Origin of the sequence: Flavobacterium sp. F52, assembly GCF_000278705.1 — a bacterium.
Taxonomy (GTDB): Bacteria; Bacteroidota; Bacteroidia; order Flavobacteriales; family Flavobacteriaceae; genus Flavobacterium; species Flavobacterium anhuiense.
Genome location: NZ_AKZQ01000027.1, coordinates 138,484 through 160,335 on the forward strand (window position 1 = coordinate 138,484; position 21,852 = coordinate 160,335).

Here is a 21,852-nt window from a genome sequence, read left to right on the forward strand (position 1 = left end):
AAATAAGAATTAATTAGCATTAGAACGGATAATTTATACCAAAATTTAAAACCGAGTGCCCAAAATTGTATTCTTTAAACCAACGGTCTCCCTTCTCATGTGCCGGATTATAAGTCTTAAAGCCTAAATCTAAACGTATCACAAAAAAGCTCAAATCGTATCTCAAACCAAATCCTGTTCCTAAAGCAATTTCTTCTAAATCGTTTAAGTTGTCAAATCTTGCTTTTGGATCTATCACATTATCGAGCACATTCCAGATATTTCCGGCGTCTGCAAAGAGAGCTCCTTTCACATCTCCGAAAATTTTGAAACGAAATTCTGCGCTAGCGGCAAATTTCATATTAGCCTCGTTAAAGTCGTTTACGGCATTGGTGCTTCCAGGTCCTAAAGCATAAGGTTGCCAAGCTCTGTTGTCATTGGAACCTCCGCCATAATAACTTCGCGAAAACGGAATGTAGTTTGAATTTCCAAACGGAATTGCAATTCCAAAGAAACTTCTAACTGCCAAAACTTTCTCTTTTCCAAAATCCCAGTGTTTGATATAGTCAAATTCGGTTTTTATATATTCTGAATATTCTAGATTAAAAATCTCGTAGTTTCCTTTAGAATTCTTAGGTAAATTTCCAATCTCTGAAATAGCTGATAATAAAGTTCCTGCCGATTCGATTTTAGTTCTAAACTGATAGAAATTATTGTCGGCCAGATCTTTTTTGGTTGTTTTGGTAAAAGAAAAACTGGTTGCCAGAATAAAATCATTTTCGGTCAAACGAACTCTTCTTTCCTCAATGCTTTCAACTTCTTGATATTGCGAATTGCCTGGAGTCAAGGCTGTTTTTCCAGTCAATACATCATTTGTAAAACCAGTGGTTCCTTGGGGTATAGTAAGATCTTTTCGAGCTTGTTCCTCAGGTGTATCTCCCCAGTTGTTGACATTGGTATTGTAATCTTTCCCGATATAATTTAAATCATCATAAGAAGAAGTGTATACATTAAAGTAATTGTCTGGATTTAAATTACGGACAAACTGTGCATTCAACAATTCGAATTTTGCTGTATTATGACGTTTTGGTGTCCAGTTGTACGAGATACCTCCCGTAAAGTTTTCTTTGTCCAAACCAATATTTCGCTGCTTAGAAAAACCAGAAGTAATAGAGGTGTAGGGAATCATGCTTTTAGGGATAATTTTTTCAGTTCCAAAAGGGAGTAGAATTCTCGGAAAGTTCAATTTCATATCCAGACCATATTCAGAAACATTAAAGAAATTATTGTTCGGATTGGCCATATCTCTAGATGATCCCACATTTAAACGGGCAGAAATTTCAAGGGTCTCAGCGCGGTTAAATACATTTCGAATCGTTTCCGAAACACTGGCTCCAATTCCAAAATCCTGAATGTTAGAATGCGTTAAGTCAAGAGTGGCTCCAAAACTGTATTTTTTTCTCGGAGTCAAATAAACATTGGCAATAAGAGATTGAGCTGTAGAATCTCTTTTGTCCACTTCATATTGTATTGACGGATAGTTGAAAATCCTTAAATTATTCAAATATCGAGACGAAAGAGTCGTTCTAAAATCGGCAAAAGTACTTCCTTTTGTAATGAAAATCGCATCGGTAATCGCACGCGGTTTATATTTTAAAGTCTTGTAGCTATATAAATTAAAGTTGTTGTACGTTACACTATCTGTTGGTTTTTTCTTGGCATTTGCAGCAGAATAATCAGTGTAAATGTTTACATCGCTAATTTTATACAATTTAAAAGGCTCTGTACGGCTAGAATCTCTTTCTTGAATGGTATTATTGTTTATGATTAAAGTCACATCAGCTTTTGCTTTTTTGCCAATGGTATCAATATCAAAAGTTACATAGGTTGGCTGAAAGTAGTAAGCGCCGTGATTTCTAAAATAGGTTGTGATGCGGTTTTTTTCTTCTTCAAAATCTGTGGTTTTGTATTGATTTCCAGATTTTAATAAAGAGGGCTCGTTATTAGTTCTGTATAATGAATCTAATGCAGGAGTCATTATTTTGGTTCTAATAGTATCTAACTTGTAAGCCGGTCCTGTGGTAATGTTATAATTAATGGCAGCTCTCTTTTTTCCAACCGTATCAATAGTATAATCGGTTTGAACATTAAAAAAACCATTATTGAAATAATAGTATTTTAAACGAAGCAATGATTTTTTAGTTTTAGAAGTATCAATTATTACTGGCGGTTCACCAGTGCTTTTTAGAAATTCATGAATTCCTTTATAATAGAAAGATTGCCCGAGACGGTCCACTTGTTTTGCAGAAAATATCTTAGACATACGCTCATATTTTCCAGGATTGTTTTTAAATTTTGCCTGATAAGTAGAATCTGGATTTAAATTGGCTAAATTGTATAAATTTAATCGAAGTTTATAGCCTAATAATTTACCATTTGGTTTTTGGTACATCTGATTTGAAGCTATCTCATCGTTTGTCGATTTTCCGTTAACTAGAATATTATTTTTTACAAGAAGGTTTTTTCCATCGGGAACTCTTTTTACGGCATTACAAGCGCAAATTAATATTGCAATTAGAAGAAATGCTATTATTTTTGTGGAATTATTTTTCAAGTGTTTTTTAATATTTAATTCAAAAGTACATTATTTTATGGTTAGTAAAAACCAAATAAAACTAATATCAGGCTTGCATCAAAAAAAGCAGCGTTTTGCTAATCAATTATTTTTTGCTGAAGGAGTAAAAGTAATTCAAGAATTGCTGCAATCCAATTTTGAATTAGAACATTTATACACCACGTTGAATGATTTTCAAACGGTTCATGCATCAAAACGCACTCTTATTAATGAACAAGAACTGAAAAAAATAAGTGCTTTGTCGACTCCAAATTCTTGTTTGGCAGTTTTTAAAATTCCAGCCGAAAAAGAAATAATCGATTCAGGCTTGATTTTAGCTTTAGACGACATTAGAGACCCAGGAAATCTAGGCACTATTTTACGTCTATGCGATTGGTTTGGCATTAAGCAGATTATCTGTTCTAAAGAAACAGTGGATATATATAATCCGAAAGTGGTACAAGCTACAATGGGATCTATTACCAGAGTGAATGTAAGTTATGTTGATTTAAAACTTTTTCTTGCTCAAACAAAACTGCCTGTTTTTGGAACTTTTATGGATGGAGAAAATATTTATCAATCAAAACTTCCTCAGGACGGAATCATTATTATGGGTAATGAAGCCAACGGAATTTCAGAAGAGATTGAAAAAATCATAACCAGCCGTCTCACAATTCCTAGATTTGGAGAGCTACAAAAAACGGAAAGTCTAAATGTAGCTACTGCAACAGCAATTATTCTTAGTGAATTTAAACGAAATAGTTGAGATTTTGTTTTAATGAAAAGTGAAATTTATTAAAAGTGCTCTAGATTTCATCGAATCAATGTTTCCTGTCCATGGACTGTCTGGAGTATTATCTCTAATAAGCTCATCCGTTATGCCGAACATTCCTCTAACAGAAGGAGAGAAAATAAAGTATTCTGTAAAAATATCAATTCCTAAACCTAATTCATAAGCGGCTGTCCATTGTTTTACTCTAAATTTTTGCTCGAAGTTGTCGTCTTTAGATTTGGAGTTACTCGATAAATTTAAAGTTGTAGACATTCCGCCAACTAAATAAGGACGTATGTTTCCTGTACGTTTAGCAGAAAATTTCAATAATAAAGGAAAGTGAATATAAGTGCTGTTTACTTCTCTTAAATAATCACTTTCTTTGTTGCTTATGCCTGGGAAATAAAGATCACGTTTCGTATAATACAAACCTGGTTCAAAACGCAGATTAATATATTCCTGAAGCCTTAAATCAGCCACAACCCCTACGTTAAAACCAGTTGTTTTTTTAACTTGAATATCTTCCTGCACAGGAGTTTTGTAATCAAATTTAAAGTCAAAACTATTAAAGCCTAAATAATAGCCAAAGTAGATACGCTGCTTTTGCCAGTTTTCAAGATTAATAATAGGATCTTTGCTAAACATATTTTTAGCAAATTGCGAATGTCCTTTTGTCGTTAAGACCAATAAAAATAAGATTACAACTTTTTTCATACTATTTTTTAGATGCAGAATAAATTGTTGCGACACCAAAAGTTTGAGGCATTGCCACAACATCTATAAACCCAGTTTTTCTTAAAATATTGTTTAAGGCCTCTCCATAAGGAAAAGCAGCAGCCGATTCAGACAAATAGCCATAAGCGTCATTATCTTTAGAAAACAATTTTCCGATTAATGGAAGTATGTTTTTGCTGTAGAAATTGTAGCCTTGTTTATAAGGGAATTTATCTGGGACAGAAGTTTCTAATATAACAAATACACCATTTGGTTTTAAAACTCTTAAGATTTCTGCAAAACCTTTTTCTAGGTTTTCAAAATTTCTTACGCCAAAACCAACTGTGATCGCATCGAAATAATTGTCTTCAAACGGCATGTTTTCAGAATCGCCTAAAACTAGTTCAATGACATTTGAAAGTTTCTTTTCTTCCACTTTCTTTTTTCCTACTTCTAGCATTCCGGCAGAAATATCTAGTCCAATAATTTTTTCAGCATTAGTTTGCGCAAGCAAAATGGCCAAGTCGCCAGTTCCAGTTGCGATATCAAGAATAACTTTTGGTTTTTTGTCTGATACTATTTTTAATACTTTTTTACGCCATTTAACATCGATTCCAAAAGAAATTACACGATTCAAATTGTCGTAATTCCCAGAAATGGTATCAAACATTTGGGTTACTTGCTCTTTTTTACCTAAAGAAGAGTCTTTATACGGAGTTATTTTTTCAGACATTTTTTTTATTTAGGCAAATATAAACAATCTAGTTTAACTGTAATTGAGTTTTTTAATTGTAAAATAAATGTTTTGGAAGATTTATTTTAAAACTGATTATAGAGGTTTTTTGCCATCCCTAAATCTTGGTATTTTGCCAAAATCCCTAAATCTTGGTATTGTCTAATAGCGCTATTATGAGCAACTTTGTTCAAGTAAAAATGATTAAAGTTTTAATGATTGATACTGTCGCTATGACTTAAACAGATGATTACTTTTTTTGTGCTGGTAATTCATTTGTTCATGAAAGAGTTTTGTAAGTATTGTTCTTGGGGGGAAATACTATATTTAAGCGCAAAGTACGTTCTTAGGATTAAATTTGTTTTTGGAAATTTTAATTTTCTGCCTTTAATATCTTAGTGGTATTTGTTATTAGAGGCGTTTGAGACTTAGGTCTCAAATAACATTAAATGTTATTCAGTTTTACAAATGTTTCTCGACATTTGTGATTTTTTTAAACAAAAATTTTTTCTTGAGCGAGTCAAGCTTCAAAAATCAATTATTTAAAAACATCCTCCCTAAAAAGAGGATGTTTTTTATTTATTTTCTAATGTAAGTTTCGTAAGTATAATTATAAAGGTGTTTTTCATCTTTATAATTTTCTTCAGATTCTACCAAAACCCATTCGCTTTTATTGATTTTAGGAAAAAAAGCATCTGCATCAAAAGAATGATGAACTTTGGTCAATTCAATAATATCAGTAAATGGAAGAGCAAGATTGTAAATTTCACCACCGCCTATAACATAACTGTCATCGTTTTCAGGACACAGGGCGATCGCTTTTTCAATGCTATCAACTACAATGCACCCTTCTGGCTTATAATTTTCTTGACGAGAAATTACAATATGAACGCGGTCTGGTAACGGTTTGGGAAAACTTTCAAAGGTTTTTCTTCCCATAATGATATGATGACCAGTAGTAAGCGATTTAAATCTTTTAAAATCATTTGGCAAATGCCATACTAATTCATTGTTTTTTCCAAGCGCATTATTTTCGGCCGCAGCCGCTATCATTATAATCATGGTATGCTTAACTAAATTTTATTTTCATTCTCTTCGTTGATAGAAGATTCAAGTTGACTGATTCTTTTTTGCTGTAAAGCAACTAATCGGTCGATTTGTTCTCTTTCCCATTTTTTATTCATAAAACGGTCAGTTATATACACTTTTATAAAATGAAGAATAAAAAGGAAAAGCCAGATGGTAATACCCCAGATGCACCAATTTTGGGTTGCACCTTGTCCAAATCCAAAAAATCTATTGGCAATAAATAAAAATAAGCTTCCAAGCAGGAAAAGTACAAAATGAAAATATAAGACCTTTTTTTGTCTTAATCGGCGTCTAGCATATTCGTATTGTTCGTGCACTTCTTTTTCCATAAGATAAAAATGAGATTATAAAGTTAAAATTTATTTTCGAAAGACAATATTTTGGGTATAGAATATTTGCTTTTTAATGACTCAATAATTTGAAAAACAAAATTTTAACTGCTTTAAATTACCAATAAAGCGAAAAAAATATGCTGTTTTTGGCATTATCATAAATCGGTTCTGACGGTAGTTAGTGTTTCGTTGAATTTAACTAATTTTAGATGTATAAATCTAAAAACGAAATAGTTATGTCTTTGAAAAAACAATTTATCAAAACGAAGCCGGTTGTTAAAGTTACATTTTCAATAGATGCCAAAGATGCTGATTCGGCAGCGGTGGTTGGAGATTTTAATAACTGGAATGCCTCAGAAGGAACTTTAAGCAAGTTGAAAAATGGAACGTTTAAAGCAACTTACGATTTGGTGAAAGATGCGATTTACGAATTTAAGTATGTAATCGACGGAACTTATGTTAATGATCCTGAAGCCGATTTTTACAAATGGAATGACTATGCCGGGAGTGAAAATGGAGTTTTAGTTGTATAAAAAAATCCGCTTAAATTTTTAAGCGGATTTTTTTATTTTTATACAGCAACACTTCCTTTAATGGCAGGATGCGGATCGTAATCTACAAGTGTAAAATCATTATAATCAAAATCAAAAATGTTTTTAATCTCAGGATTTAAAATCATTTTTGGTAATGGTCTTGGTTCACGCGTTAATTGCAGTTCCAATTGCTCAAAATGATTATTGTAAATATGTGCGTCACCAAAAGTGTGAATAAATTCACCTGGTTCTAAGTCGCATACTTGTGCAATCATCATAGTCAGCAATGCATAAGAAGCAATGTTAAAAGGAACTCCTAAAAAGATATCGGCACTTCGCTGATACAATTGGCATGAAAGTTTTCCTTTTGTTTCACCTTTTTCAGGATCTGGACTAGCTACGTAAAATTGAAAAAATGCATGGCAAGGAGGCAATGCTGCTTTATTATTGGCTACATTTTCTTCAAAAGATTTTTTAGTGTCTGGCAGAACCGAAGGATTCCACGCAGAAACCAGCATTCTTCGACTATTTGGGTTTGTTTTTAATTCGGTGATTAATTCAGAAATTTGATCAATTTCTTCGCTGTTCCAATTGCGCCATTGGTGTCCGTATACAGGACCCAAATCACCATTAGAATCTGCCCATTCATCCCAAATTTTCACTCCGTTTTCCTGAAGGTATTTGATATTTGTATCGCCTTTTAAAAACCAAAGCAATTCGTAAATGATGGATTTTAAATGTAGTTTTTTGGTCGTAACCATTGGGAAACCTTCACTTAAATCAAAACGCATTTGATAGCCAAAAACGCTTTTAGTTCCTGTTCCGGTACGGTCTCCTTTTTGATTGCCGTTTTCTAAAACGTGTTTTACTAAATCTAAGTATTGTTTCATGATTGTTTATTCGGTTATTCGTTTAACTGTTTAATCGATTTAACGAATAAACAAATCAACGATTGAACATATTTTTTATCTTCTAGAGATTTCGTCTCTAATTTTTGCTGCTTTTTCGTAATCTTCCTGAGAAACGGCTTGGTCTAAAAGCTCGTTTAATTCTTGTAAAGAATGTTTTGCGTAAACGTCTCCAGATTGGTTGCTTTCTTCTTCATGCCCGAAAGTTTCTGGGTTTGAAAGAACATCATCAATTTCTTGAGCGCCAGAATCTGTTTCGGCAGTATTCGATTTTAAATAAATTCCAGCTTTATCTAAAATGTTTTTATAAGTAAAAATAGGAGCGTTGAAACGAAGCGCCAAAGCGATAGCGTCAGAAGTTCGTGCATCGATAATTTCTTCGATTTTATCTCTTTCGCAGATCAAACTTGAATAAAAAACACCGTCGACTAATTTATGAATGATAACTTGTTTTACCACGATATCAAATCTTTCGGCAAAATTTTTAAATAAATCGTGTGTTAACGGGCGTGGCGGTTTTATTTCTTTCTCTAAAGCAATAGCGATTGACTGGGCTTCAAAAGCGCCAATAACAATAGGTAATTTTCTTTCGCCGTCGACTTCATTCAAAATTAAGGCATAAGCGCCATTTTGAGTTTGACTGTATGAAATTCCTTTTATGGATAATTTTACTAGACTCATATATATTTGTAAAAAAGGCACTTAGCACCTTATTTTAATACTATTTTGGGTTGGAAAATAAAGCTGCAATTTTAATCAAAAAATATGGAACAAAAAAGCTGCCTATAAACAAAGATACAACATCTTGTTTTTAGGCAGCAATATTTTTAAAGAGAATTCTTTGTATTAAGAATGCTGAGCTTTAAAAGCTTTTAATTTCTCTGTTAATTGTGGTACAATTTCAAAAGCATCTCCAACAACACCATAGTCAGCAACTTTAAAGAAAGGAGCTTCTGGGTCGTTATTGATCACTACTTTTACTTTAGAAGAGTTAATACCAGCAATGTGCTGAATAGCTCCAGAAATACCTATAGCAATATATAAGTTTGTTGCAACTGGTTTTCCTGTTTGTCCAACGTGCTCGCTGTGAGGTCTCCATCCTAAATCTGAAACTGGTTTAGAGCAAGCCGTTGCAGCGCCAAGAACAGCAGCGAGATCTTCTACTAATCCCCAATTTTCTGGGCCTTTTAATCCGCGTCCGCCAGAAACTACGATATCTGCATCAGCGATAGAAACTTTTCCAGAAACTTTTTCTACAGATTCTACTTTTACTCCAAAGTCATTATCTCCAACAGTTGGATTGAAATCTTCTGCTGCGGCAGCTCCTGCACTTTCAAAAAGTCCGTAAGAGTTTTTAGCTAAACCAAGAACTTTTACATCTGTATCGATTTGTGTAATGTTGAAAGCTTTGTTTGAAAAAGCGTTTCTTTTTACTTGAAATGGAGAAGTGCTAACTGGCAATCCAACTACATTTGAAGCAAAACCAGCATTTAAAGCCACAGCAACTAGCGGTGAAAGATAAATGCTATCTGTTGTAGAAGAAAGCAAAACTACTTTTGTTCCTTCTTTTTCAGCAGCTTGTTTAATTACATCAGCGTAAGCTTTTGCATTAAAACCAGCTAATTTGTCATTGCTTACTTTTAAAACTTTATCGACTCCGTATTTGCCTAACTCGCTTACATCGCTGATGTTTACTGTTAAAGCAGTAACAGTTGTTCCTAATGATTCGGCTACTTTCTTAGCATAAGAAGCTAATTCGAAAGCCACTTTTTTAAATTTTCCTTCTGCAGATTCTGCATATATTAATATTGACATGATTTTTTTGTTTTGAGGTTTAAAGTTGAAGGTTTCAAGTTTTGCAAACTGAAAACTGCGACTGAAAACTAATTATTAGATTACTTTCGCTTCGTTGTGTAATAAATTGATTAACTCATCTAAATTATCTGCAGATACTAATTTCACTGCTGATTTTGGAGCTGGTTTTTCAAATTTCACCGCTTTTGTATTTACAGCTGCATCAACTGGCTCAAGAATAGTAAGCGCTTTTGTTCTTGCAGTCATAATTCCTCTCATGTTCGGGATACGTAAATCTTTCTCTTCAACAAGACCTTTTTGACCTCCAATAATTAAAGGAAGAGTAGTGCTTACGGTTTCTTTTCCACCGTCGATTTCACGAACAGCTTTTACATTGTTTCCGTCAACAGTTAAAGCTGTACAAGAGTTTAGGAAGTTGTATCCTAAGATTCCAGCAATCATTCCAGGAACCATTCCTCCGTTATAATCTAAAGATTCTTTACCAGCAATCACTAAATCGTAACCACCGTTTTTAATTACTTCTGCTAATTGTTTTGCTACGAAGAAACCATCTGTAGGATTTGCGTTAACGCGAATAGCTTCGTTTGCTCCAATAGCCAATGCTTTACGTAAAGTTGGTTCAGTATCAGGACCTCCGACATTTACAACCGTTACATTAGCACCTTGTTGTTCTTGAAACCATATAGCGCGTGTAAGACCAAATTCGTCGTTAGGATTAATGACATATTGTACACCATTAGTGTCAAATTCTGAGTCACCGTTGGTAAAGTTAATTTTTGAAGTAGTATCAGGCACATGGCTGATGCAAACTAGTATTTTCATAAGTATATATTTTGAATTTATAATATGCTTTTACAAATTTAGAATTTAATTTGGAATAATTATACTATGCATGCATAATATTTTTTAAAACTATTACGATTTCGCAGATTGTTCAGTTTTGGATGATTTTCATCGGAATCTAAAAATAAAATAATATTCATTTTGTCTGATTGTTAGGAATTTTGCAATAACCGATAGCTGGAAAGCAAATTAAATTTGTCTGAGAAATACTAATTTTTGGTTTTTTACGTTAAGATGAATGAATTTTGAAGAAACAAGAATTAAACAAATAGATAGAAGTTTGTCTGAAAAATATTTTAGAAAGAATTAAGTGTTGATAATACGTTATTATATCGATTTCGTAATTATCACAATAAAGTTTAAAAAGTTAAAACCTGAGAACAGATAGAAGTTCATGCGATTTTAAATTCAATTTTTGCTTTTAAGTTATTTAAAATATTTATTTTTGCTCTTCAGAAAATTCAACATACAATATAAAATATGAGAACAATACAATTTAGAGAGGCCATTTGTGAAGCAATGAGCGAAGAAATGCGTCGCGATGAATCCATATATTTAATGGGAGAAGAGGTTGCAGAATACAATGGAGCTTACAAAGCTTCTAAAGGAATGCTAGCTGAGTTTGGTGAAAAAAGAGTAATTGATACTCCGATTGCTGAGCTTGGATTTTCAGGAATTGCAGTAGGTTCTGCAATGAATGGAAACCGTCCTATTGTAGAATATATGACATTCAACTTCTGTTTAGTTGGTATTGATCAAATTATTAATAATGCGGCTAAAATGCGTCAAATGACAGGAGGACAATTTAATGTGCCTATCGTTTTCCGCGGACCAACAGCTTCTGCTGGTCAATTAGGAGCTACTCACTCTCAAGCTTTAGAAAACTGGTTTGCTAATACTCCAGGTCTTAAAGTTGTGGTTCCTTCAACTCCTTATGATGCAAAAGGACTTTTAAAATCAGCTATCCGTGATAACGATCCAGTTATTTTCATGGAATCTGAGCAGATGTACGGAGACAAAGGTGAAGTGCCAGATGGAGAATATACAATTCCTCTAGGTGTTGCCGATGTTAAACGTGAAGGAACAGATGTAACAATTGTTTCTTTTGGAAAAATCATCAAAGAAGCTTTTATCGCTGCTGATGAATTAGCAAAAGAAGGAATCTCTTGTGAGATTATCGATTTAAGAACAGTTCGTCCAATGGACAAAGACGCCATCTTAAAATCGGTTAAAAAAACAAACCGTTTAGTAATTCTTGAGGAAGCTTGGCCAGTTGCCAGCCTTTCTTCTGAGATTTCTTATATCGTTCAAGAGCAAGCTTTTGACTTCCTTGATGCGCCAATTCAACGTATTACAACTGCTGATACTCCTGCACCTTATTCTCCAGTATTGTTAAAAGACTGGTTGCCAAATGCAGGTGATGTAGTAAAAGCGGTTAAAAAAGTATTATACAAATAATACAAATACAAAATACTCATAAAACTTCATCAGGCAGAATGGATTGGTGAAGTTTTTTTTTACTTTATAATGAACAAATTAACTCTACTTCTCTTATATATTGTATTTGCATTTGCGAATGTTGTTACTGCACAAACTAAGGTGAGTGGAGTTGTTTTGGACAAATCCAACCAGCCAATACCTTTTGCTAATGTAGTTTTTAAAGGTTCTAATATTGGAATCGTTTCTAATGAAGACGGCCGTTTTTATTTAGAATCGCCAAATACTTATACCGCACTTATAGTTACTTCGGCAGGATTTTCGGATAAAGAAGTTCCTTTAGAAAAAGCAGTCAATTACAATTTTAAGATTGTTTTGGGCGAAGCTGAAGCATTGAATGAAGTTGTAATTTACACTGGGAAAACTTCCAAAAAAAATAATCCAGCCTTGGATATTTTGAGAAAAATATGGGAAAGAAAACGTAAAAACGGATTATACCTATTTAATCAATATCAAATGCAGAAGTACGAAAAAGTAGAATTTGACATGAACACTATTGATAGTGCATTCATGAAAAACAAGCTTTTTAAAGGAATGGAGTTTATCTTTAATCACGTTGATACTTCTGACGTTACAGGGAAAACCTATTTGCCGATCTTCATCAACGAATCGGTTTATGATGTTTATGGAGATAATAAATTAAAGAAAGTAAAAGAAAATCTTACGGGAAATAAAATGTCTGGTTTTAACGGAAATCAGCAGATTTTATCTTTTGTAAAAGACCTTTATTCTGATTACAATATTTACGACAACCACCTAAAGTTTTTTGATAAAAGTTTCACAAGTCCGTTGTCAAGAACAGGAATTGATGTTTACAATTACGTTCTAAAAGACAGTGCTTATATCGATAAAAAATGGTGTTACAATATTGTTTTTTACCCAAGACGTAAAAACGAATTGACGTTTAAAGGAGATTTTTGGGTAAATGATACCACTTTTGCCATCAAAAAAATTAATATGGGTGTAACTAAAAGTGCCAATATTAACTGGGTAAAAGATATTTACATCGAACAGGAATTTGAAGTAGAAAATGATTCCGTTTTCCTTTTGACACGTGATTATATGATGTCTGATTTTGCTTTAAACAAAAAAGAAAAATCAAAAGGAGTTTATGGTAAAAGAACAACTTTATACCGTAATCATAAATTTAACATTCAGAAGCCAGAGAAATTCTATAAAGAAGAAGTCAATTTTATTGATAATGCCGTTTACGAACGACCGCCAGAATTCTGGGAGGAAAATCGTTTCGAAAAACTAAATAAAGACGAACAGGGAATTTATAAAATGCTTGATACATTGCAAACTGTCAAGCGATTTAAACAATTGTATAACCTTGTCTCCATTTTAGGAAGTGGTTATATTGAATTTAAGAATTTCGATTACGGACCTATATTTTCAACTTTTGGATATAATGAAGTCGAAGGTATAAGGCTAAGAGTGGGTGGAAGAACCTATTTCGGTCCAAACGATCCTTGGCGTATTCAAGCTTACACGGCTTACGGATTTGATGATAATAAATTCAAATACGGCGTTTCTGGAAAATGGATGCTTGACAAGAAAAACAGATTAATAATTTCTGGGGGAAATAGGCGTGACATTGAGCAGATTGGTGCGAGTTTAACCACAACAAACGACGTTCTAGGACGAAGTTTCGCCTCTTCAGCTCTGTTTACGACGGGAAGTAATGGAAAACTGACCAATATTAATCTAAGTAACATTTCTATAGAAATGGAGCCTAAAAAGAATTTTATTGTCTCAGCAGGGCTTTCGTATCGAACATTAGAATCGGCTTCCAAAACATTTAGTTTAGATTATTACACTACTTTGCCAACTCCTGAAAATCCTGCCGGTGTTGTCGAAAGTATGGTAAAACAGTCAGAAGCCAATATCCAGTTTGAGTTTATGCCAAACAGAAAAACCATTGGTTATGGAGTAGAAAGAGATTTAGTAGATAGTCCCTACAGTCATTTCTTTGTCAATTTCAGTTATGGATTGAAAGGTGTTTTTGACAGTGATTTTGCTTACGAAAAAATTCAGGTTTTCTACAGGCAGCCCATTATTATTGGACCTTTAGGAAGAACAAATATTACAGTTGAAACAGGAAAAACATTCGGAACAATTCCGTTAGGTTTAATGAGTGTAATTCCGGGTAACCAGACTTATTTTACGATTGAGAATACATTCAGTAACTTAAATTTCTACGAGTTCGTTACCGATCAATATACAACCCTGCAGTGGAATCATGATTTTGGAGGTAGATTATTTGCTAGAATTCCATTCATGAGAAAGCTGAACTGGAGAGAATTTATAGGAATTAGAGCGGTTCATGGAACTATTTCTGATGCCAACCGCGCTATTAATGCTTCGGGATTGCCATACAATGCTCCTGAAAAAGTATACTGGGAATATAATGCAGGAATTGGAAATATCTTTAAAGTTTTCCGTCTTGATTTCTCTTGGAGAGGAAATTACCTAGATATGCCAGATGCACATAAATTTGCAATTAAAGGATCATTTGGATTTTATTTCTAGTTTTAAAAAGTTACAAAGGTTCAAAGTTACAGAGTCGCAGAGGTTTAAAATCTTTGCGACTTTTTTGTTTCACGCAGATTTTGCAGAACGAGCAGATTTTTTATCCGCTTAATCTGCAAAATCTGCGAGAGAAAGAAAACTCAGCAACTTGGCGTTTTCGCGAGATTATTTTTTACTTATTTTTGAGATTAGACATAAAAGAATCATCATGCAAGAAGCCATTGACTTTCTAACCAATAAAAATCCAATATTTCTACAAATTATTGAAAAATATGGATTACCGCCAATTCCGAGACGCCCGCCTGGATTTGAAACTTTGGTTTTATTAATTCTCGAGCAGCAGGTTTCTATAGATTCGGCGAAAGCCACGTTCTTAAAAATTAAAGCTTTTACAACTTGTAATCCTGAAAATATGGTTCTTCTTTCTGACGAAGAATTTAGAAGCCTTGGAGTAAGCCGTCAGAAAACAAAGTACATTAAGATTTTAGCAGAAGCAGTTTTAAATAAAGAATTGGATATTGAAAGTTTAGCTTCAAAATCTGCAAAACAAGTTCGCGAAGAGCTTATTAAATTAAAAGGAATCGGAAACTGGACAATAGATATTTATTTAATGTTCTGTCTTGAAGAACCCGATTTAATTCCATTAGGCGATATAGCTGTCATAAATACAATCAAAGAATTATTAAATATCCATGACAAACAAGAAATGGAAATTCATGCAGAACAATGGAGCCCGTTTCGTTCTTATGCAACCTATTTGCTCTGGCATTATTACTTAAAAAAAAGAAATAGAACAATTAGCTATTAAATGCTTGTTTTTTAAACTCTAATGAAGATAATTTAACCTTGTTTTTTATTGTAAAACTAGATTCTTTAGTTATTTTTGCAACCGAAATTATAGAAACAATAAAAAACAAAAATGACCGCAGACAAATTAACGACTTTCGATGTATTGATCGAAATACCAAGAGGAAGCAGAAATAAATATGAGTACGATTTTGAAATTAAAAGAATGCGTTTCGACAGAATGTTATTCTCTTCTATGATGTACCCAGCAGATTACGGATTTATTCCAGAAACTTTAGCTTTAGATGGTGATCCTCTTGATGTATTAGTTTTGGTAAACGAACCAACTTTCCCTGGATGTGTAATGGAGGTTAAACCAATTGGTGTTTTCCACATGGCAGATGACAAAGGACCAGACGAAAAAATTATTTGTGTACCAGTTTCAGATCCAATCTGGAATTCATTAAACGATCTTTCTGATATCAATCCTCACTTATTAAAAGAAATCGAGCACTTTTTCCAAGTTTACAAAGATCTTGAAAACAAAAAAGTAGACGTAGAAGGATGGGGAGACGTAAAAGAAGCTTACGATATCATCGCAGAGTGCACAAAACGTTTTGATGACATTGAAAATAAACCGGCTGGATTATTTAGCATTAAATAATTTTAACCTTATTCTATTATAAAAAAAGCAATACTGCCGTCAGGAGTATTGCTTTTTTGTTTAAATTCGTTCAGTTAGATTGTTGACTATTAACCAAAACCAATAAAATATTATGAATGCATTTATGATTTACCTGCCAATTATAATGGCAGTTTTAGGATTACTTTTCATGGGAATAAAAAGGACTTGGGTTTTAAAACAAGACGCTGGAGACGGTAAGATGAAAGAGATTTCAGATTACATCTACGAAGGAGCCTTAGCCTTCCTAAAAGCCGAATACAAACTATTAAGCATCTTTGTAATCATTGCCAGTTTAGCTTTGGCAGGAATTACTTTTATTCCGGGAGTAAAAACACATTTATTAATCGTAATAGCATTTATTTTTGGTGCATTTTTCTCTGCTTTAGCAGGAAATATGGGAATGAAAATAGCAACCAAAACAAACGTTAGAACTACTCAGGCAGCTCGTACGAGTCTTCCGCAAGCATTAAAAGTTTCTTTTGGCGGAGGAACTGTAATGGGGTTAGGTGTAGCGGGTTTAGCTGTTTTAGGTTTAACATCCTTTTTTATCATTTTCTTTCATTTGTTTTCTGGAGGAGTTTGGAAAGACACCGATACTATGACGGTTGTTTTAGAAACTCTTGCAGGATTTTCACTTGGAGCCGAATCTATCGCTTTATTTGCTAGAGTCGGTGGTGGAATCTACACAAAAGCAGCCGATGTTGGAGCTGATTTAGTAGGGAAAGTTGAAGCGGGAATTCCGGAAGATGATCCTCGTAACCCAGCAACAATTGCAGATAATGTGGGAGATAACGTAGGTGACGTTGCAGGTATGGGAGCCGATTTATTTGGGTCTTATGTTGCCACTGTTCTAGCGGCAATGGTTCTAGGAAATTATGTAATAAAAGATATGGGTGGAAGCATTAATGATGCTTTCGGCGGAATTGGACCTATTTTGCTTCCAATGGCAATTGCCGGTTTCGGAATTTTATTTTCGATTATCGGAACAACATTAGTAAAAATATCAGATGATAATGCTAAAGAAGCACAAGTGCAGAAAGCATTAAATATAGGAAACTGGGTTTCTATTGTTTTAACAGCTGTAGCTTGCTTCTTCTTGGTACAGCACATGTTGCCAGAAACTATGCAAATGACTTTCTTTGGAGAAGGTTCTAAAGCTATTTCGTCAATGCGTGTTTTCTACGCCACTTTAGTCGGATTAGTAGTTGGCGGAGCTATTTCATCAGTAACAGAATATTATACAGGATTAGGAACAAAACCAGTATTGGCTATAGTTCAAAAATCATCTACAGGTGCAGGGACAAACGTAATTGCAGGTTTGGCAACCGGAATGATTTCTACTTTTCCAACAGTATTATTGTTTGCCATCGCAATTTGGATTTCGTATGTTCTAGCAGGATTTTATGGAGTTGCCTTAGCAGCTTCAGCAATGATGGCTACAACGGCTATGCAATTGGCAATTGATGCTTTCGGACCAATTTCTGATAATGCTGGAGGAATCGCTGAAATGAGCGAATTGCCAAAAGAAGTTCGTACTAGAACCGATATTTTAGATTCAGTTGGAAATACAACAGCAGCAACAGGAAAAGGATTTGCTATTGCTTCCGCAGCTTTAACTTCATTGGCCTTATTTGCAGCTTATGTAACCTTCACAGGAATCGACGGAATTAATATATTTAAAGCACCGGTTTTAGCGATGTTATTTGTCGGTGGAATGATTCCGGTAGTTTTCTCAGCTTTAGCAATGAATTCTGTTGGAAAAGCAGCAATGGATATGGTGTACGAAGTTCGTCGCCAGTTTAAAGAAATTGCTGGAATTATGGAAGGGACAGGAAAGCCAGAATATGGAAAATGTGTTGAAATTTCTACAAAAGCCGCTTTACGTGAGATGATGCTTCCAGGAGTTTTAACGATTGGTTTTCCGATTGCAATTGTTCTAATTGGAAAATTAGTTTATTCAGATAACAATCAATTAATTGCTGAAATGTTAGGAGGATATATGGCTGGAGTTACCGTTTCTGGAGTACTTTGGGCTGTTTTCCAAAACAATGCCGGTGGCGCTTGGGATAATGCTAAAAAATCTTTTGAGGCAGGAGTTATGATTAATGGAGAAATGACTTATAAAGGTTCTGATGCGCACAAAGCCGCGGTAACTGGAGATACAGTTGGAGATCCGTTTAAGGATACTTCTGGGCCTTCAATGAATATTTTAATCAAATTAACTTGTTTGATTGGATTGGTAATTGCCCCAATTTTGGGTGAAGGCCATTCTCCGTCAGATATTGCTGGAAAAGCGTCTTGCTGTGCTAAAACTGAAATGCATGCAGGAATGTCTAAATGCGGCGATATGTCTGGAATGACGAAGGAAGAATGTATTAAAATGTGTAAAGAAAAAGGTTGTTCTGAAGAAGAAACAGCTAAATGTTTAGCTCATTTTTATGCAAACGGAAAATACTCTCATGCAGAAAGTCAATCAGTTCGTGTTGAGGTTAAAAATATCAACGGAAAAACTACTGGAACTGTTACCAAAACAGTGGACGGAAAAACTACAACTGAAGTTTTTGAAGGTACTGAGGAAGAAGTTTTAGCAAAAGTAGAAGCTGCGAAATAATAGCTTTGTCAAAGTTTTAAAAATAGAAAATGCCTCTAAATTTAGAGGCATTTTTTATTGATTCAAAGCATATTCTTTAATCAACGTTGAAGCTGGAATATGAAGAGCTTCGGTTAAAACTCTTATTTGTTTTATTGTTAATGCTCTTTTGCGATTAAACAATTCAGATACTCTTGAGCGGCTATTCAAAATAATTCCTAAGTCGGCATCACTTAATCCATTTTGCTCCATCATAAATTTAATGGCTTCAATAGGATCGGGTTCAGGAATAGGATAATTAATTTGTTCGTATTTTTCTATTAGTGTCACCAGAATATCCAACTCATCTCCTTCAGCAGTATCTGGTTTGGCATCAAAAAGAAGATTAACTCTTTCTAATGCTAAACTATAGTCATGTTCTGTTTTTATTGGTTTTATATTCATAGTTTACAAATTTTTAATATCTTTTAAATCGTCATATTCATTATGTGTTCCAACAAAAAGAATATAAACGATTTGAGTTTCATAATTGATTTTTACAATCAAACGATAATGATTTCCACAAATATTGAAGATTACTTTATTATTACCAACAAAATCAGCAGTCCCAAAAAAAGATTTTATAGCGTTAGAATTAGAAAAACTATTTTTATCAAAAACTTGATACCAGGATAATAATTGCTGTTTTGAATTTGGAAATCTTTCCCAAAAATTTTGCAGGGTTCTTTTCGCTATTATTCTCATAACTTACATTGCAAATATATTTATTTTTTCCCAAATAGGGAAATCTTATTAAAGCAAAACAAATGTAAGAAAATATTTAAATAAAAAATACCTCTAATTTTAGAGGCGGTTATTTTTTGTGCAAATTAGGAACTTCTGTTTTAAAACAATCCGTTCAATTCAGCATCAATTCTACTAATGATATCTCCTAGATCTTCGGGATTGTCAACAAAATTGATATTGTCCACATCAATAATTAAAAGTTTTCCTTTAGTATAAGTCTGAATCCAAGCTTCATATCTTTCATTCAAACGGCTTAAATAATCGATAGAAATAGAGTTTTCGTATTCGCGCCCTCGTTTGTGAATCTGTCCAACTAAATTCGGAATAGAACTTCTTAAATAAATCAATAAATCTGGAGCTTTAACCAGCGATTCCATCAATTCGAACAAAGACGTATAATTTTCAAAATCACGGCTTGTCATTAATCCCATTGCATATAAGTTGGGTGCGAAAATATGCGCATCTTCATAAATCGTTCTGTCTTGAATGATTTTTTTTCCGCTTTCGCGAATTTGCTGCACTTGACGGAAACGGCTGTTTAGGAAATAAATCTGAAGGTTAAACGACCAGCGCTCCATCTGATGGTAGAAATCATCCAAATACGGATTATCAACTACATCTTCATAATGAGGTTCCCATTTGAAATGTTTTGCCAATAATTTGGTCAAAGTTGTTTTTCCTGCGCCTATGTTTCCTGCTATTGCTATGTGCATTACGGTGTTACGATTTTATAATTTGATATATCTGTAGCTGTAAAAATAGATAAAATTTGGTCTTTGTAATAAAAATTGTCAAAGGTTTTTTCTAAAATTTTAATCTCAGAAAGTACTTCAGGATTTAATTTGTTGAACCCTTTAAAATACAATAAATTATCCTTGCTAAAAAGATATTGTGAAGTATTAACTATTGCGATTCTATCAAAATCAGCAATCTTTCCCAATGATGTTATCTTTCCGAAAATGTCGCAAGCGTAAAAATTGTTTTTCTTGTCAATCCAATAGAAAGTATTAAAATCAGTTTGATAATATTGTATTGGTTCTGTAAGTGGAATTGAAACGGTTTTGTACTCATTTTTTAAATAATCAAAAAGACCAATTTGCTGGTTTAAAGTATTGTAAATCCATAGCTGATTTTGTGTGGACATTCCAATGGCACTCACCACAATTGGAGTGGCATTCTGCGAAAAATTAATTTCGGTCATTTTATTTAATTGATTGTCCAATAAAACAACACTATTGAAATCTTCATAAAACAAAACAATCTTTAGCGGATTCTGAAGATCGACTTTTGTGATTTTTCCCAAGGAAACATTCTTATATTCAAAGATTTCTTTTCCTTTAATCTTGCTAAAAACATTATTCTTTATCTGGTATGAATAACCAAACGCATCGTATCCTAAAAAAGTATCTGAGGTATTTTTATACTGCGAAATCAAGGTTGGATTTATACTCCATTCCTGAGCAGAAAGCGCCTGAAAAGTGCAGAAAAGAAATACAGCAAATAAAATTTTTTGCACTATTTTAAGCATGAGAAATTATTTTACAAGAGTACCAAATTACAAAAACTCTTCTTATAAATTTTAATTTTATGCCTTAAACCTTTTTGAAATCTAATAGTCTAAAAAATAAGCGGTTCTGTCTATGCCTTAATACCGTTTATATATTTAGTTTTTTGAATTTTAAAATAAATAATACATTTGAATGTAAGTTTTGTCGGATTTACTCACTTAAAGAAAATGAAATGAAAAAAATATTTTTTTATATGACTTTGATGCTTGTTTCTACCCAAATTCAGGCGCAAAAAGATTTCCAGGGAATGGCTGTTTACGAGTCAAAAACACAAGCGCCAAAGTTTGAGGGGATGCGCGGTAATAGAGATATTACGCCAGAAATGCAGAAAAATATGGAAGAGCGTATGAAAAAAATGCTCGAAAAAACATTCATTTTAAATTTCGATAAAGCAGCATCAATTTATAAAGAAGAAGAAAAATTAGAAGCGCCTGGCCAACAGCAAGGAGGTTTTCGAGTTATGTTTGGTTCGCTTACTGGCGGTGGAGGGACTTTCTATAAGGATGTGAAAGCAAAAACATATACAGTTGATAAAGAATTTATGGGCAAGGAATTTCTTGTTGTAGATTCTCTTCCAAAATTAGAATGGAAATTAGAACAAGAAACCAAGCAAATTGGCGGTTACAATTGCTTCAAAGCGACAGCTGTAAAACAGGCAAGTAAAACCGATTTTAGAAACTTCAGACCTAAAAAAAATGATGACAAAAAGCATGAAGAGAAAAAGACTTCTGGAGATACCAAAACGAATTTTGCAGATAATTTCGAAATGCCAAAAGAAATTGTCGTGACAGCCTGGTATACGCCAGAAATTCCGATCAATCAAGGGCCAGAAAATTATTGGGGACTTCCAGGATTAATTTTAGAAATCAATGATGGAACAACGACTATTTTATGTTCAAAAATTGTTTTGAATGCTAAAGATAAAGTGGAAATAAAACCTTCTAAAAAAGGAAAAGTAGTTTCTCAGAAAGAATATGACGAAACAGTAATTAAAAAGATGGAAGAATTTAGAGAGATGAATCGCGGCCGTGCTGGCGGACCTCCTCCTATGGGAAGATAATATCTTTAAAATTCCA

21 protein-coding genes are annotated in these 21,852 nt (G+C 33.5%); 8 read left to right on the forward strand and 13 right to left on the reverse strand.

Annotation, left to right across the window (positions count from 1 at the left end; all coding sequences use genetic code 11):
* Positions 1 to 19: 19 nt before the first annotated feature.
* Positions 20 to 2,593, reverse strand: coding sequence for a BamA/TamA family outer membrane protein (locus FF52_RS14210; protein ID WP_008466542.1), 2,574 nt, complete (start codon positions 2,591 to 2,593; stop codon positions 20 to 22).
* Positions 2,594 to 2,630: 37 nt separating this feature from the next.
* On the opposite strand from FF52_RS14210, the gene FF52_RS14215 reads away from it, so the two are divergent.
* On the forward strand, positions 2,631 to 3,359 hold the full coding sequence (locus FF52_RS14215) for an RNA methyltransferase (protein ID WP_008466544.1): 729 nt from the start codon (positions 2,631 to 2,633) through the stop codon (positions 3,357 to 3,359).
* A gap of 9 nt (positions 3,360 to 3,368) precedes the next feature.
* Here the strand turns inward: FF52_RS14215 and FF52_RS14220 are convergent, their stop codons facing one another.
* From FF52_RS14220 to FF52_RS14235, 4 genes are all read right to left on the reverse strand, one after another.
* Positions 3,369 to 4,079, reverse strand: a complete 711-nt coding sequence (locus tag FF52_RS14220; RefSeq protein WP_008466547.1) for a porin family protein — start codon at positions 4,077 to 4,079, stop codon at positions 3,369 to 3,371.
* A gap of 1 nt (position 4,080) precedes the next feature.
* Complete coding sequence (ubiE, locus tag FF52_RS14225; RefSeq protein WP_008466549.1) at positions 4,081 to 4,812, reverse strand: bifunctional demethylmenaquinone methyltransferase/2-methoxy-6-polyprenyl-1,4-benzoquinol methylase UbiE; 732 nt, start codon at positions 4,810 to 4,812, stop codon at positions 4,081 to 4,083.
* A gap of 579 nt (positions 4,813 to 5,391) precedes the next feature.
* On the reverse strand, positions 5,392 to 5,874 hold the full coding sequence (locus tag FF52_RS14230; RefSeq protein ID WP_008466551.1) for a dihydrofolate reductase: 483 nt from the start codon (positions 5,872 to 5,874) through the stop codon (positions 5,392 to 5,394).
* A gap of 11 nt (positions 5,875 to 5,885) precedes the next feature.
* Positions 5,886 to 6,230 (reverse strand): 2TM domain-containing protein, encoded by a 345-nt coding sequence (locus tag FF52_RS14235; protein WP_008466553.1) that lies wholly within the window; start codon positions 6,228 to 6,230, stop codon positions 5,886 to 5,888.
* Positions 6,231 to 6,469: 239 nt separating this feature from the next.
* Between FF52_RS14235 and FF52_RS14240 the strand changes: the two genes are divergently transcribed.
* Positions 6,470 to 6,766 carry an isoamylase early set domain-containing protein gene (locus FF52_RS14240; protein WP_008466554.1) on the forward strand — a complete coding sequence of 99 codons (297 nt, stop codon included), beginning with the start codon at positions 6,470 to 6,472 and terminating at the stop codon, positions 6,764 to 6,766.
* A 38-nt stretch (positions 6,767 to 6,804) separates the two neighbouring features.
* Here FF52_RS14240 and FF52_RS14245 read toward each other — a convergent pair whose 3' ends face one another.
* The 4 genes from FF52_RS14245 to FF52_RS14260 form a co-directional block, all read right to left on the reverse strand.
* On the reverse strand, positions 6,805 to 7,656 hold the full coding sequence (locus FF52_RS14245) for a thymidylate synthase (protein WP_008466555.1): 852 nt from the start codon (positions 7,654 to 7,656) through the stop codon (positions 6,805 to 6,807).
* Positions 7,657 to 7,731: 75 nt separating this feature from the next.
* On the reverse strand, positions 7,732 to 8,355 hold the full coding sequence (locus tag FF52_RS14250; RefSeq protein ID WP_008466556.1) for a bifunctional nuclease family protein: 624 nt from the start codon (positions 8,353 to 8,355) through the stop codon (positions 7,732 to 7,734).
* A gap of 165 nt (positions 8,356 to 8,520) precedes the next feature.
* Positions 8,521 to 9,489: an electron transfer flavoprotein subunit alpha/FixB family protein gene (locus FF52_RS14255; RefSeq protein WP_008466557.1), complete on the reverse strand. Its 969-nt coding sequence runs from the start codon at positions 9,487 to 9,489 to the stop codon at positions 8,521 to 8,523.
* Positions 9,490 to 9,564: 75 nt separating this feature from the next.
* Positions 9,565 to 10,311 (reverse strand): electron transfer flavoprotein subunit beta/FixA family protein, encoded by a 747-nt coding sequence (locus tag FF52_RS14260; protein ID WP_008466558.1) that lies wholly within the window; start codon positions 10,309 to 10,311, stop codon positions 9,565 to 9,567.
* 501 nt (positions 10,312 to 10,812) lie between these two features.
* Between FF52_RS14260 and FF52_RS14265 the strand changes: the two genes are divergently transcribed.
* From FF52_RS14265 to FF52_RS14285, 5 genes are all read left to right on the forward strand, one after another.
* Entirely contained in the window at positions 10,813 to 11,790 is a 978-nt protein-coding gene (locus FF52_RS14265; protein ID WP_008466560.1) for a pyruvate dehydrogenase complex E1 component subunit beta, read from the forward strand.
* Between the two features lie 69 nt (positions 11,791 to 11,859).
* Positions 11,860 to 14,361: a DUF5686 and carboxypeptidase-like regulatory domain-containing protein gene (locus FF52_RS14270; RefSeq protein ID WP_008466561.1), complete on the forward strand. Its 2,502-nt coding sequence runs from the start codon at positions 11,860 to 11,862 to the stop codon at positions 14,359 to 14,361.
* Positions 14,362 to 14,569: 208 nt separating this feature from the next.
* Positions 14,570 to 15,169: a DNA-3-methyladenine glycosylase family protein gene (locus tag FF52_RS14275; protein WP_008466563.1), complete on the forward strand. Its 600-nt coding sequence runs from the start codon at positions 14,570 to 14,572 to the stop codon at positions 15,167 to 15,169.
* A 111-nt stretch (positions 15,170 to 15,280) separates the two neighbouring features.
* A complete protein-coding gene (locus FF52_RS14280; RefSeq protein ID WP_008466564.1) occupies positions 15,281 to 15,811 on the forward strand; it encodes an inorganic diphosphatase in 531 nt (176 codons plus the stop codon).
* Positions 15,812 to 15,923: 112 nt separating this feature from the next.
* The gene (locus FF52_RS14285; protein ID WP_008466565.1) at positions 15,924 to 18,443 is read left to right on the forward strand and encodes a sodium-translocating pyrophosphatase; all 2,520 of its coding nucleotides are present in this window, start codon (positions 15,924 to 15,926) and stop codon (positions 18,441 to 18,443) included.
* A gap of 54 nt (positions 18,444 to 18,497) precedes the next feature.
* Here FF52_RS14285 and FF52_RS14290 read toward each other — a convergent pair whose 3' ends face one another.
* The 4 genes from FF52_RS14290 to FF52_RS14305 form a co-directional block, all read right to left on the reverse strand.
* Positions 18,498 to 18,866: a helix-turn-helix domain-containing protein gene (locus tag FF52_RS14290; RefSeq protein ID WP_008466567.1), complete on the reverse strand. Its 369-nt coding sequence runs from the start codon at positions 18,864 to 18,866 to the stop codon at positions 18,498 to 18,500.
* 3 nt (positions 18,867 to 18,869) lie between these two features.
* Positions 18,870 to 19,166, reverse strand: coding sequence for a type II toxin-antitoxin system HigB family toxin (locus FF52_RS14295; protein WP_008466570.1), 297 nt, complete (start codon positions 19,164 to 19,166; stop codon positions 18,870 to 18,872).
* A gap of 140 nt (positions 19,167 to 19,306) precedes the next feature.
* Positions 19,307 to 19,921: a deoxynucleoside kinase gene (locus tag FF52_RS14300; RefSeq protein WP_008466572.1), complete on the reverse strand. Its 615-nt coding sequence runs from the start codon at positions 19,919 to 19,921 to the stop codon at positions 19,307 to 19,309.
* Positions 19,921 to 20,736 (reverse strand): hypothetical protein, encoded by an 816-nt coding sequence (locus tag FF52_RS14305; RefSeq protein WP_008466573.1) that lies wholly within the window; start codon positions 20,734 to 20,736, stop codon positions 19,921 to 19,923. The genes FF52_RS14300 and FF52_RS14305 overlap by 1 nt, the downstream gene beginning before the upstream one ends.
* A gap of 212 nt (positions 20,737 to 20,948) precedes the next feature.
* Between FF52_RS14305 and FF52_RS14310 the strand changes: the two genes are divergently transcribed.
* Positions 20,949 to 21,836, forward strand: a complete 888-nt coding sequence (locus FF52_RS14310; protein ID WP_035691612.1) for a GLPGLI family protein — start codon at positions 20,949 to 20,951, stop codon at positions 21,834 to 21,836.
* Positions 21,837 to 21,852 lie beyond the last annotated feature (16 nt).